Source organism: Rhizobium sp. C104, assembly GCF_022354505.1.
Taxonomy (GTDB): domain Bacteria; phylum Pseudomonadota; class Alphaproteobacteria; order Rhizobiales; family Rhizobiaceae; genus Rhizobium; species Rhizobium redzepovicii.
Genome location: NZ_CP092348.1, coordinates 59,043 through 72,497 on the forward strand (window position 1 = coordinate 59,043; position 13,455 = coordinate 72,497).

Annotated in this window: 10 protein-coding genes and 1 pseudogene; 7 read left to right on the top strand and 4 right to left on the bottom strand. The window is 62.6% G+C overall.

The genetic code is table 11. The features are described 5' to 3' along the window. Positions 1-17 precede the first annotated feature (17 nt). Genes MF410_RS01360 through MF410_RS01370 form a run of 3 tightly spaced genes read right to left on the bottom strand, consistent with a single transcriptional unit; the run spans position 18 to position 1,951 of the window. On the bottom strand, positions 18-635 hold the full coding sequence (locus tag MF410_RS01360) for a DNA-3-methyladenine glycosylase (protein WP_097629148.1): 618 nt from the start codon (positions 633-635) through the stop codon (positions 18-20). 53 nt (positions 636-688) lie between these two features. Beyond that, on the bottom strand, positions 689-1,003 hold the full coding sequence (locus tag MF410_RS01365) for a hypothetical protein (RefSeq protein WP_097629147.1): 315 nt from the start codon (positions 1,001-1,003) through the stop codon (positions 689-691). Between the two features lie 39 nt (positions 1,004-1,042). Next, positions 1,043-1,951 (bottom strand): LysR family transcriptional regulator, encoded by a 909-nt coding sequence (locus tag MF410_RS01370; protein WP_097629146.1) that lies wholly within the window; start codon positions 1,949-1,951, stop codon positions 1,043-1,045. 119 nt (positions 1,952-2,070) lie between these two features. Here MF410_RS01370 and MF410_RS01375 point away from each other — a divergent pair, with 119 nt between their 5' ends. Together MF410_RS01375 and MF410_RS01380 are read left to right on the top strand one after the other, a co-directional pair. Then, a complete protein-coding gene (locus tag MF410_RS01375; protein WP_018243332.1) occupies positions 2,071-2,814 on the top strand; it encodes an SDR family oxidoreductase in 744 nt (247 codons plus the stop codon). A gap of 84 nt (positions 2,815-2,898) precedes the next feature. Continuing rightward, positions 2,899-3,801, top strand: a complete 903-nt coding sequence (locus MF410_RS01380; protein WP_097629145.1) for an SDR family oxidoreductase — start codon at positions 2,899-2,901, stop codon at positions 3,799-3,801. A 265-nt stretch (positions 3,802-4,066) separates the two neighbouring features. On the opposite strand, the gene MF410_RS01385 is transcribed toward MF410_RS01380, so the two are convergent. Then, on the bottom strand, positions 4,067-4,978 hold the full coding sequence (locus tag MF410_RS01385; RefSeq protein ID WP_097629144.1) for a LysR family transcriptional regulator: 912 nt from the start codon (positions 4,976-4,978) through the stop codon (positions 4,067-4,069). 163 nt (positions 4,979-5,141) lie between these two features. On the opposite strand from MF410_RS01385, the gene MF410_RS01390 reads away from it, so the two are divergent. The 5 genes and pseudogenes from MF410_RS01390 to MF410_RS01410 all read left to right on the top strand — a co-directional run bounded on the left by MF410_RS01390 (position 5,142) and on the right by MF410_RS01410 (position 13,346). Further along, positions 5,142-5,957 (top strand): alpha/beta hydrolase fold domain-containing protein, encoded by an 816-nt coding sequence (locus tag MF410_RS01390; protein WP_097629143.1) that lies wholly within the window; start codon positions 5,142-5,144, stop codon positions 5,955-5,957. 139 nt (positions 5,958-6,096) lie between these two features. After that, a pseudogene (locus MF410_RS01395) lies at positions 6,097-7,195 on the top strand (efflux RND transporter periplasmic adaptor subunit). Positions 7,196-7,309: 114 nt separating this feature from the next. Further along, positions 7,310-10,510: an efflux RND transporter permease subunit gene (locus MF410_RS01400; protein WP_097629142.1), complete on the top strand. Its 3,201-nt coding sequence runs from the start codon at positions 7,310-7,312 to the stop codon at positions 10,508-10,510. A 143-nt stretch (positions 10,511-10,653) separates the two neighbouring features. Then, a complete protein-coding gene (locus MF410_RS01405) occupies positions 10,654-11,565 on the top strand; it encodes an NAD(P)-dependent oxidoreductase (protein ID WP_097629141.1) in 912 nt (303 codons plus the stop codon). Next, entirely contained in the window at positions 11,562-13,346 is a 1,785-nt protein-coding gene (locus MF410_RS01410; protein WP_097629140.1) for an IlvD/Edd family dehydratase, read from the top strand. The genes MF410_RS01405 and MF410_RS01410 overlap by 4 nt, the downstream gene beginning before the upstream one ends. Positions 13,347-13,455: the final 109 nt, after the last annotated feature.

Here is a 13,455-nt window from a genome sequence, read left to right on the forward strand (position 1 = left end):
CTTTTCGGCATCATGCTCTAGCGGAACGGCTTGCTGAGATAACGCGATCCCTGAATGCCGAAGCGCCATAGTGCTTCGGCATTTTTGGTGATGCCGATGCGTTTTCCCGAGACGATCGGCACCGGTGCGGACGGCGTGATCGCATAGGGCGGGCGATCGAGCAGCCTGTCATTGATCTCGATATCGATGCCGAGTGCCTGGCAGAGCTTGCCGGGACCACTGCAGAGCGACGTCAGCATATCGGTGCCGCGCCGCTCGATCATCACAGGAATTCCCGTTTCTGGCTCCAGGGCGCGGATGAGTGCAGCCGAGCCCGGATGGCAGACGAAATTCAGGCACCAGTACATGCCGTAGATGCGGTAGATATAGACGTTGCCCGGCTTGCCGTACATGGCGAGGTTGCGCTTGGTCGGGCCGCGGAAGCTGTGCGAAGCCTCGTCATCGGGGAAATAAGCTTCGGTCTCGGTGATGCGTCCGCCGACGCCGTCCACGGTCAGATGGCAGCCGAGCAGGTCGCGAGAGACGGTGATCGCATCGCGCTCGAAAAACTTCCTGAGGCTTTCGCCGGTGAGCGTGCCGGTGCCGATCCCACCTGATATCGTTCCACCATCGGTCATATCAGACGCAGATAACATTCAACGCGCCTATCGTCATCCCAAAACCGTTTCATCTGTTTGCGCGACAGGGGTCAGCGGCCGGCGCTCGGATCGCGCATCGGGATCGAGGATGATGTGACCGAGACCGGGTCGCTCGCTGGGAAGGAGTCTTCCAGGCCCTCCTCCAGCTCTTCCTCGAGCAAAGCGGGGTCCTTGCTGCGCGCGCCGTCGCCATGGGCAGGTTCGATCGCTGCGGCAAGCAGGGCCTTGGCACGCAGGACGGCGTTTTCCGACGTCAGCTCAGGCGTGCTGCGCAGCGTCACGGCAATGCTGTCTTCGCCTTCGCCGCCGAATTCGACGACGAAGCCGTCTTCCGTCTGGTAGACGGTGATATCGTTGAGTGCCATGGCCGTTCTCCGCGGGCGCTCATATTAGCAAGGCGCATTTTAGTGAAGCGCGTTTTCGGAATTTTGTCGAGCGAAGACCTTTACCAGCCAGTCGATGAAGACGCGCACGCGCGGCGAAAGCTGGCGGTTGCGGGGGTAGAGCAGGGAAACCGGCGTGGGGGTCAGCGGAAAATCCTGCAGCACGCGGACCAGCGTGCCCGCGGCAAGGTCCTTTTCGGCGTGATAGCGCGGAATCTGGATCATGCCGAGGCCCATCCTCGCCGCTGAAATATAGCTTTCGGCGGCATTGACCGCGACGGTGGCGGGAATGGAGATGTCACGCACCGTGCCGTCGACGATGAATTCGAGCGGCAACAGACTGCCGGTGCTGCTGGAGCGGAAGCCAACCATGCGATGGCCGTCAAGCCGGTCAGGGTGCTGCGGCGGGCCATGGGTGGCGATATATTCAGGAGAGGCGAGTGTCACCTCATCGAGCAGGGCAACGCGCCGGGCGACCATGTCGCTGTCTTGCGGCGTGCCGACGCGCAGCACGCAATCGATGCCTTCGCGCACCAGATCGACCAGCCGGTCGCCCTCGCTCATGTAGAATTCGATCTCGGGATAGGTCTCTAGAAAAGACGGCAGGCTCGGCAGCACGAAATGCCGGGCGAGCGTGCCGTGCACATCGACGCGCAGCAGGCCCTTCGGCTTGGCGCCGGCGAAAGCGCCTTCGGCATCTTCGATATCGGCAAGGATCGACAGGCAGCGCTGGTAATAGGCTTCGCCGTCGAGCGTCGGGCTGACATGGCGTGTCGTGCGCTGGAGCAGACGCACGCCGAGGCGGGCTTCGAGCTGCTTTATCGCATCGGTGACGGTCGAGCGCGGCAGGCCGGTGTCTTCGGCGGCAAGCGTGAAGCTGCGGCGTTCCACGACGCGGCAAAACACGCGCATGGCATCAAATCTGTCCATCTAGTTGTTCGTAATTCCCGGATAGTGATGCCGGATAATGCCTGATTATCCGCAGAATGAACAGGTGCATCTTCTCCTCATTGAAAACGCGCTGCGGCGCATGATGAAGGAGAAGGACAATGGCTTCCAAAGAAAACGGCAAGGTGGCACTGGTCACCGGTGCTTCCCGCGGCATTGGAGCGGCAGTCGCCCGACGCCTCGCCAAGGACGGTTTCACCGTCGTCATCAACTATTCCGGCAATGCCGCTCCGGCCGAGGAATTGGTCCAGGAGATCGAGCAGGCCGGCGGCAAGGCGCTGACGGCGAAAGCCGATGTCAGCGACGCCGAAGCCGTCCGCCGCATGTTCGATGCCGCGGAAGCCGCTTTCGGCGGCGTCGATGTGCTTATCAACAATGCCGGCATCATGATGCTCTCTTCGCTTGCCGAGGCCGATGACGCCAATTTCGATCGGCAGATCGGCGTCAATCTGAAGGGCACCTTCAATACGCTGCGAGAAGCCGCCAAGCGGCTGCGTGACGGCGGCCGGGTCGTTAACTTCTCGACGTCGGTCGTCGGCCTGAAGCTCGAAACCTATGGCGTTTACGCTGCCACCAAGGCTGCCGTGGAAACATTGACGGCGATCATGGCCAAGGAGATGCGGGGCCGCAACATCACGGTCAACGCCATCGCACCTGGCCCTGTGGCCACCGACCTCTTCCTCAACGGCAAGTCGGACGAACTGATCGCCCGCATGGCGAAGATGAACCCGCTGGAACGCCTCGGCACACCTGAAGACATCGCCGCTGCGGTTGCCTTTCTTGCCGGTCCGGATGGCGGCTGGATCAACGGCCAGACGCTGCGCGCCAATGGCGGCGTGATCTGATGAAGGGCTGGCGGCTGTCTCGATGCCGCCGCCAATCTCAAGCTTCCACTTCAACCAAACCCCAATCCCAGAAGGAATAGGATCATGAGCAAGCAAGTCATTATCATCACCGGCGCTTCCAGCGGTTTCGGCGCTCTTACCGCCCGCGCCCTCGCCAAGGCCGGCCATACCGTCTATGCCGGCATGCGCGCAACGGAAGGCCGCAACGCTCCGGCCGTCGCCGACGCGGCTGAATTCGCCAGGGACAATAACGTCGATCTGCGCTCGGTCGAACTCGATGTCGCCTCCGACGCCTCGGTTGTATCCGGTATCGCCCGGATTATCGCCGATGAGGGCCGCCTCGATGTCATCATCCACAATGCCGGCCATATGTCCTTCGGCCCGGCCGAAGCCTTCACGCCGGAACAGTTCGCCGAACTCTTCGACATCAACGTGCTTTCCACCCAGCGCGTCAACCGCGCGGCACTCCCCTATCTGCGCAAGCAGGGTACAGGCCTGCTGGTCTGGGTATCGTCGTCGAGCAGCCGCGGCGGCACGCCTCCCTACCTCTCGCCCTATTTCGCCGCCAAAGCGGCGATGGATTCACTTGCCGTCTCCTATGCCAGCGAGCTTACCCGCTGGGGCATCGAGACCTCGATCATCGTGCCCGGCGCCTTCACCAGGGGCACCAACCACTTCGCCCATTCCGGTTCGCCGGATGATACCGCCCGCGCCGCCGAATATAATGAAGGACCCTACAAGGGTGTGCCGGAACAGGCGCTGCAGGGCCTGGCAGCACTCGAACCTGCTGACGCCGATGCCGGCACGGTAGCCGTCGCCATCGTCGATGTCGTCGGCAAGCCGTTCGGTACGAGGCCGTTCCGCGTCCATATCGATCCATCCGAGGACGGCGCGGAGATCGTCAACGGCATCGCCGACCGTGTCCGGGCGGAATTGTTCCGCCGCATCGGCCTCGGGGACCTGCTGAAGCCGGCTGCCAGGAATTGAAATCCCGCCCGCCGCTGGCGCGGGAACATGGGAGCCAACCCGTTATCGCAATTCTGTGAACGTGATTGCGGAATTTTTCCTTACAATCGTGCGGGGAGTGCGTATATCTGTTTTATCGCGAGAGAGTGGAATTCCCTGCCGCTCTCTTCCGGCCTCCAAAGCCTGCTGCGCCCTTGCTATGGTGCGACAGGCTTGATGTTCAAAGTTGTACATTGCGGCCCGTCGAAGGTTTCCCCTGCCTTCCGGGCCGTATTTGTCTTAACGCTCAGACGTCGTTCAATTTCGCCTCGACCAGAAGCTTCACCAGCCAGTCGACGAAGACGCGAACCTTGTTGCTGAGATGGCGGTTCGGGGGGTAGACGACGTAAAGCGGTAGCGGATCGCGACGCCAATCCGGCAGCACGCGGACGAGTTCGCCCCTTGCCATTGGCTCACGCGCCATGAAGATCGGCACCTGCGCGATGCCGAGACCCGTCAGCGCAGCTGTCAGATAGGTACGGCTGTCGTTGACCGAGGCGATGTAACGCGGACTGGTCTCGATCACCTCGTTGTGCCGACGAAATTCGAAAGGCAGTGTTCGGTTGTTCTGGGCGCGGAAATAGTTGACCGAGTAATGATCGGCCTCCAGATCCTCCGGCCGCTCGGGCATGCCGAACTTCTGGATGTAGGTCGGCGAAGCACAGGTGATCATCTCGACTTCGGAGACACGTCGGGCGATCAGCGACTGGTCGGTCGGCGTGCCGGCCCGCAGCGCGCAGTCGACATTTTCCGCAAGATAATCGACGGTGCGGTCGCCGACGCCGAGGTCGATGCGGATATCGGGATAGCGCTGATAAAAATCGCAGAGTGCGGGAACGACGATCCAATCGGCGAAAGCACCGGCCATTTCGACGCGCAGCCGCCCGCTCGGCAGGCTTTGCGAATTGGAGAGGCTACCGTCGAGTTCCTCCAATTCCGAAATGATCTGGGCGGCGCGTTCGTAATAAAGCGCGCCGTCCGTGGTCACCATCACCCGGCGAGTCGTGCGATTCAAAAGCTTGGTGCGCAGATGCGCCTCCAGGCCCTGGATGAGATTGGTGACCGTCGCCTTGGGCATGGCGAGCATGTCGGCGGCGCGGGTGAAATTGCCCGTCTCCACCACGCGGATGAAGACGCGCATTGCCGAGAGCTGATCCATCGGTTTGAAATCCGCAGTTTGCGTTGCACCATTGTTCGAGATCTGGAACAGTGTAATCGCGATATCGCTTCTTATTCCCTGAATGGAATAACAATATCTTTTTTGTACAAAATGCAAGCGGCAGGCGTTGCCTGCTTGTGGCCGACGCAAAAGAGACCGGAACATGACGGTGGCATGGAAAGATATGATGCTGGATAAGGTGGCCATCGGCCCCGTTTCCGCACGCATCTACCAGGGCGCCGATTACGGCAAGGGTCCGCCCATCGTGCTTTACCTGCATGGCGGCGCTTTTCTCGACAGCGAGACGAATGTCGACCGGCCGGTGGCAATTAGCCTCGCGAAGGCCGGCGCCATCGTCGCTGCCGTCGATTATAGCAGTCTGTCCGGCAATCTCTTCCCGAAGGCGCTGGAAGTTTCCTTCTCCGTTCTCAGCTATCTCGCCAACAAGCGCGCCGCCGGTCTCGGCGACCGTAAGTCGCTGCTCTTCGTCGCCGGCGAAGAGGCGGGCGGCAATGTCGCCGCCGGCGTGGCGCTGAAGGCGCGAGACCAGATGCCGGATGCGCTCGACGGCCAGGTGCTGATTTCGCCGCTGCTCGATCCCTTCATGGGCACCTCCTCGATCCGCAAGGCCGAGGCGATCGGCATGCGCCAGCGCTGGACGGAGGGCTGGAGCCATTACTTGAGCGGTGGTGGCTGCCACCCTTATGCGGCGCCTTGCCTCTGTTCGCGTCTTTCAGGCGTCGCGCCGGCACTGATCTTTACCGCCGAGGACGACCCTCTGCACGACGAAACACTTGGTTACGGTGCCCGCCTGAAAAAGGCCGGCGTCGGTGTGCGCCAGCATGTCCTTCCCGCCGGGACGGGCTGGCCCTCGCTTTATGGTGGGAAATCCGAAGGAGTGCCCGACTGGCAGGAACACGTCAGCCGTCATTTCGGAAGCTTCCTTCAGGACGTAAGCGACCAACCGCAATTGCATTGAAGATGATCTGATATTTCAGCGGCTTTGGGCCGCAAGGAGAGTACTGATGACGTCCAGAAGTAAGCGCTGGGCCCTGGTGGGCGCCGGCATGGGCCTTGTTGCGTCCGTTTCAGGCGCCGCATTGTTTTTCGAATTGCCGATGAGCACAACCGCCACGGCTGCTTCCGCTCCGGCGCAGCCGCCTGCCGTGCCGGTGACGGTTGCCGTCGTCGCGGCGCGCGACGTAACGGCCTGGGAGAGTTTCTCCGGCCGTCTCGAAGCGGTCGACCGTGTCCAGGTTCGTTCCCGCGTCGCCGGCGCCATCCTGTCCGTGGCCTTCCGGGAAGGAGCCCTGGTCAAGCAGGGCGACCTGCTCTTCACCATCGACCCGGCTCCCTATCAGGCGAACGTGGCGCAGGCTGAGGGCCAGGTTGCTTCGGCCGAAGCCAAAGTCAGCCTGGCGCAGACCGAGCTCGATCGCGGCCGCAGGCTTTCCGACAACCGCACCATCTCCCAGAGCGATCTCGATCAGCGCCACAGCACGCTGGCCGAGGCGCAGGCGGGGCTGCGTTCGGCGCAGGCCGCATTGCAGTCGGCCCAGCTCGATCTCGATTATACCGAGGTGCGGGCACCGGTTTCCGGCCGCATTGGCAAGATCGAGGTGACCGCCGGTAACCTGGTTGCCGCCGGCTCGGCCTCGCCGGCGCTGACGACGCTGGTGTCGGTCGATCCGATCTATGCGAGCTTCAACGCCAGCGAAGAAATGGTGACACGCGCGCTTGCCGAGCTTCCGCAGACCGATAGCGCCCTGCCGCCGGTCGAGCAGATCCCGGTCGAGGTCGGCACGCTGGCCGACAGCGGGACGCCGATCAAAGGCAAGCTGCAGCTCGATCGACAATGAGGTCGATGCGGCAAGCGGCACGATCGGCGTACGCGCCGTCTTCGACAATCCGGGCGGTCGCCTCATCCCCGGCCAGTTCGTGCGGGTGCGCATGGGCCAGCCGAAGGCCGAGAACAAGATCGTCATCAGCGACCGCGCCGTCGGCACCGACCAGGACAAGAAATTCGTCTTCGTCGTCGATGCCGAAAACAAGGTTGCCTACCGGCAGGTCCAGCTCGGCACGCTTTCCGACGGCCAGCGGGTAGTCGAAAGCGGCCTGAACGCCGGCGAAAAGATCGTCGTCAACGGTCTGCAGCGCATTCGTCCGGGCGCGGTCGTCATACCGCAGATGGAAGAGAAGGTCGCGACCGCTCAATAAGTCTTCGCTCTCCCTCGCGGGGGAGGGCCAATACCCGAAATAAATGACCCGCCGGCGGCTCCAACCGCCGGAGAGGGACGTTGCATCCATGTTCACCCCGGAGAGGGCTTTGATATGAACATCTCCAGATTCTTTGTCGACCGACCGGTCTTTGCCGGCGTTCTTTCGGTCCTCATCGTGGTTGCCGGCCTGATCGGCCTCAGGGCGCTGCCGATTTCCGAATATCCGGAGGTCGTGCCGCCGTCGATCGTTGTGCGCGCCACCTATCCCGGCGCCAACCCCTCGGTCATCGCCGAAACGGTGGCCACACCGCTCGAAGAGCAGATCAACGGTGTCGAGGGCATGCTCTACATGTCCAGCCAGGCGACGTCGGACGGCGTGCTCAACGTGACCGTCACCTTCAAGCTCGGCACCGACCCCGACAAGGCGCAGCAGCTGGTGCAGAACCGCGTTTCTCAGGCCGAACCACGGCTGCCGGCGGAAGTCCGCTCGCTCGGGATCACGACGGTCAAGAGTTCGCCTAACTTCATCATGGTCGTCAACCTCGTCTCCGACGGCGACAATCACGACATTACCTATCTCCGCAACTATGCGACGCTGAATATCAAGGATCGGCTTGCCCGCATCGCCGGCGTCGGTCAGGTGCAGGTCTTTGGCGCCGGCGACTATTCGATGCGTGTCTGGATCGACCCCCAGAAGGCTGCTGAGCATGATCTCGCCGCCAGCGACATCAGCAACGCCATCAGTTCCCAGAACGTCCAGGCCGCGGCCGGCATCATCGGCGCATCGCCGAGCCAGCCGGGTGTAGATCTGCAGCTCAACGTCAATGCCCAGGGCCGCCTGCGCACGCCTGAGGAGTTCGGCAATATCATCGTCAAGACGGGCGCCAGTGGCGAGATTACCCGCCTTCGCGACGTTGCCCGCATCGAGCTCGGCGCCGCAGACTATACGCTGCGCTCGCTGCTCGACGGCAAGCCGGCCGTCGCCGTTGCCGTGCTTCAAGCGCCCGGTTCGAATGCGATCGAAATCGCCGACAATGTGCACGCCACTATGGATCAGCTGCAGCTCGCCATGCCCGAGGGCGTCAAATACGAGATCGTCTACGATACGACGAAATTCGTGCGTGCCTCGATCGAGAAGGTCATCGACACGCTGCTCGAAGCCATCGCGCTCGTTGTTCTCGTCGTCATCCTGTTCCTGCAGACGTGGCGCGCCTCGATCATTCCGCTGATCGCGGTTCCGGTATCGATCATCGGCACCTTCGCGGTGATGTACGTCTTCGGCTTCTCGATCAACGCGCTCAGCCTGTTCGGGCTGGTGCTGGCGATCGGTATCGTCGTCGACGACGCGATCGTCGTGGTCGAGAACGTCGAGCGCAATATCGAACAGGGGCTGTCGCCGCGGGCGGCCACCTACAAGGCGATGAAGGAAGTCTCCGGTCCGATCGTCGCGATCGCGCTGGTCCTCGTCGCGGTCTTCGTGCCGCTCGCCTTCATCTCCGGCCTGTCCGGTCAGTTCTATCGCCAGTTCGCACTGACGATCGCGATCTCGACCGTCATCTCGGCCTTCAACTCGCTCACCCTGTCGCCGGCGCTGGCAGCCCTTCTGCTGAAGGGTCATCATCAGCCGAAAGACTGGCTGACGCGGTTCATGGATGCCATCTTTGGCTGGTTCTTCCGCGGCTTCAACCGGGTCTTCGGCGCCGGCTCGAATGCCTACGGCAAGGGCGTCGGCGGATTGCTGTCGCGTAAGAGCATTGTCATGGTGATCTATCTGGCGCTGGTCGGTGCGACCTACAGTCTGTTCAGCACGGTCCCCGGCGGCTTCGTGCCGTCTCAGGACAAGCAGTACCTGATCGGCTTCGCCCAACTGCCGGATGCCGCAAGCCTCGACCGCACGGAAGATGTAATCAAGCGCATGACCGATATTGCGCTCGCCCAGCCGGGCGTTGCCAATGCGATCGCCTTCCCTGGTCTGTCGATTAACGGCTTCACCAACTCGTCGAATGCCGGCATCGTCTTCGTGACGCTGAAGGACTTCGAGGAGCGCAAGACGCCGGATCTTTCGGGCGGGGCCATCGCCATGGCGCTGAACCAGAAATTCGCAGCCATCCAGGATGCCTTCATCGCCATGTTCCCGCCCCCGCCGGTCAACGGCCTCGGCACGACGGGCGGATTCAAGCTGCAGATCGAGGACCGCGCCGGCTTGGGCAATCAGGCGCTGGACGAGGCAACCAAGGCGGTGCTTGCCAAGGCCTATCAGACGCCTGAGCTTGCCGAGCTGTTCTCCAGCTTCCAGATCAACGTGCCGCAGCTCTATGCCGATCTCGACCGCGCCAAGGCCGAGCAGCTCGGGGTTTCCGTCACCGACGTCTTCCAGACGCTGCAGATCTATCTCGGTTCGCTCTATGTGAACGACTTCAACGCCTTCGGCCGCACCTACAGCGTCCGGGTGCAGGCCGATGCGAAATTCCGCGCCCAGCCGGAAGATATCGGCCAGCTGAAAGTCCGTTCGGCATCGGGTCAGATGATCCCGCTTTCGGCCCTGCTGAAGGTAGAGCCGAGCACCGGTCCCGAGCGTGCGAACCGCTACAACGGCTTCCTCGCTGCCGATATCAACGGCGGTCCGGCGCCGGGCTTCTCGTCCGGCCAGGCACAGGCGGCGATCGAAAAGATCCTTCACGAGACCCTGCCGGCAGGCATCGACTTCGAATGGACGGATCTGACCTATCAGCAGATCCTTGCCGGTAATTCGAGCGTCGTCGTCTTCCCGCTAGCACTGTTGCTCGTCTTCCTGGTGCTGGCCGCCCAGTATGAAAGTCTGACGCTGCCGCTTGCGATCATCATGATCGTGCCGATGGGTGTGCTGGCTGCGCTCACAGGCGTCTGGCTCACCGGTGGAGATAACAACATCTTCACCCAGATCGGTCTTGTGGTGCTTGTCGGACTATCGGCGAAGAACGCGATCCTGATCGTGGAATTCGCCCGCGAACTGGAGTTCGAGGGCAGGACGCCGCGGGAGGCCGCGATCGAGGCCAGCCGCCTTCGTCTTCGCCCGATCCTGATGACCTCGCTCGCCTTCATCATGGGTGTTGTGCCGCTCGTCGTCTCCACAGGCGCCGGCGCGGAGATGCGCGCGGCCATGGGTGTCGCGGTGTTCTCGGGCATGATCGGCGTGACTTTCTTCGGCATCTTCATGACGCCTGTCTTCTACGTGCTGCTGCGCCGGCTGACGGGCAACCGTCCGCTCGTCCAACACAAGCCGGACGAACACAAGGACGAAGAGGCGGAGGTCATCCGGCTCGCGGCGGAATAACGGAATTCAACCTTCCTTTGTCGAGTAAATCGGGCGGGAACTTCGGTTCTCGCCCGTATCGTTTTCGAGCCGATGCGTCATCAAAACGGTTGCAACGATGGGTGAGGGGGTTATCAAAGACGAACAACAGTTGGGAGGACTGAATGACAGGTTCGAGCAGAGGTCATGACGGCAGGCGGATCGCCTTTCTCGGCACCGGGCTGATGGGCGCGCCGATGGCTCGCCGGCTGCTGGGCGCGGGTTTTGCCGTCACCGTCTGGAATCGCGATCGCAGCAAAGCCGAGGCTCTGGCGGGAGACGGCGCGATCTGTGCAGAGACACCCGCGGATGCTGTTTCGGGCGCCGACGTCGTCATCACCATGCTGACCAATGCCGAAGCGGTGAAGGACGTGCTGTTCGACCGCGGAGCGGCCGATGCGATGACCTCAGCGGCCACCGTTATCGATATGAGTTCGATCGCCCCGCATTTTGCCCGCGACCATGCTGCCAGGCTTGCTGAGCGCGGCATCGCTCATGTCGATGCGCCGGTTTCCGGCGGCGTCGTCGGGGCCGACGCCGGTACGCTCGCCATCATGGCGGGCGGCGAGAAAGGTGTGATCGACGCACTTGCAGATATCTTTGCGCCGATGGGGCGCGTTACCCGCGTCGGTCCAAGCGGGGCGGGCCAGCTTGCCAAGCTCGCCAACCAGCAGATCGTCGCGGTGACGATCGGCGCCGTCGCCGAAGCGATGATGCTGATTGCCGCCGGCGGCGGCTCGCCGGCGGCCTTCCGCGACGCCATTCGCGGCGGCTTTGCCGAGAGCCGTATCCTTGACCTCCACGGGAAACGCATGGTCGATCGGCAGTTTACTCCAGGCGGTTCGTCCAGCAACCAGCTGAAGGATCTGAACGCCGCCATGGAGACGGCCAATGCCCTGTCGCTGACGCTGCCCCTGACTGCGGCGGTACACGCCGAATTCGGCGAATTCGTCGCAAACGGCAATGGCGAAAAGGATCATAGCGGCCTGCTCCTGCACCTCGAAGAGAAGAATGCTCTGCCCGGAGGCAAGAGGTGACCGACAGCCAGTCTCCGAAGCGGCGCCTGCGTTCGCAGGATTGGTTCGACAATCCAGATCATATCGACATGGCGGCGCTCTATCTGGAGCGTTTCATGAATTACGGGATCACGCCGGAAGAGCTGCGCTCCGGCAAGCCGATCATCGGGATTGCCCAAAGCGGCAGCGATCTTACGCCGTGCAACAGGGTGCATGTCGAACTTGCCAAGCGCGTCCGTGACGGCATTCGCGATGCCGGGGGCATTCCGATCGAATTTCCGACACATCCGATCTTCGAGAACTGCAAGCGCCCGACGGCGGCACTTGACCGCAATCTCGCCTATCTCGGCCTCGTTGAAATCCTCTATGGCTATCCGCTCGACGGCGTCGTGCTGACGACCGGCTGCGACAAGACCACGCCGTCCGCGATCATGGCGGCGTCGACGGTCGATATTCCGGCGATCGTGCTCTCCGGCGGGCCGATGCTCGACGGCTGGCACGAGGGAGAGCTGGCCGGTTCCGGCACGGTGATCTGGCGGATGCGGCGGAAATATGCGGCAGGTGAGATCGACCGGGAGGAATTCCTGCAGGCGGCGCTCGATTCTGCCCCCTCCGTCGGCCACTGCAACACGATGGGCACGGCTTCGACGATGAACGCCCTTGCCGAGGCGCTCGGCCTGTCGCTGACCGGATGCGGCGCCATTCCGGCTGCCTACCGCGAGCGCGGGCAGATGGCCTACCGCACCGGGCGGCGCGCCGTCGAGATCGTCTTCGAGGATCTGAAGCCGTCGGATATCTTGACGCGCGCGGCCTTCCTCAATGCCATCCGTACCAATTCGGCGATCGGCGGTTCGACCAATGCGCAGCCGCATCTGGCGGCGATGGCCAAGCATGCCGGCGTCGAGCTTCATCCCGATGATTGGCAGGTGCACGGCTTCGACATCCCGCTGCTGGCGAACGTCCAGCCGGCCGGCGCCTATCTCGGCGAACGTTACCACCGCGCCGGTGGTACGCCGGCGATCATGTGGGAATTGCTGCAGGCCGGAAAACTGGATGGCGACTGTGATACGGTGACGGGCAGGACGATGGCCGAGAACTTGCAGGGTAAGGAAGCCAGCGACCGCGAGGTTATCCGGCCATTCGGCGAGCCGCTGAAGGAGCGGGCCGGCTTCCTCGTTCTCAAGGGCAATCTCTTCGATTTCGCCATCATGAAGATGAGCGTGGTCTCTGAGGATTTTCGCCGGCGCTACCTTCAGGAGCCCGGGCGGGAGGGCGTCTTCGAAGGCAAGGCGGTCGTTTTCGACGGGTCGGAAGATTATCACAAGCGCATCAACGATCCCGATCTCGACATCGACGAGAATACCATTCTGGTCATCCGCGGCGCCGGGCCGCTCGGCTGGCCGGGTTCGGCAGAGGTCGTCAACATGCAGCCGCCCGACCATCTTCTGAAGCGCGGCATCAGCAGCCTGCCGACGATCGGGGACGGCCGCCAGTCGGGCACGGCCGACAGCCCCTCAATCCTCAACGCCTCGCCGGAGAGTGCGGCCGGCGGCGGCCTTGCCTGGCTTCGCAGCGGCGATATCATTCGCATCGACTTCAACCATGGGCGTTGCGACATGCTGGTCGACGAGACCGAGATCGAACGGCGCAAGGGCGACGGTATTCCGCCGGTGCCCCCGGATGCGACGCCGTGGCAGCAGATCTACCGGCGCTCGGTCACGCAACTGTCAGACGGCGCGGTTCTGGAAGGGGCGGCGGAATTCCGCGGGATTGCCAAAAACCCGCCACGGCACAACCACTGATCTTGACTGTGTTACGGACTGCAAGTCCTTTGATCCAAAAAGGGAAAATCGTAACGGACAGTTCACCTAGTGACTAGTTCGATCATCGCAACAAGGCTTCATTAATGCC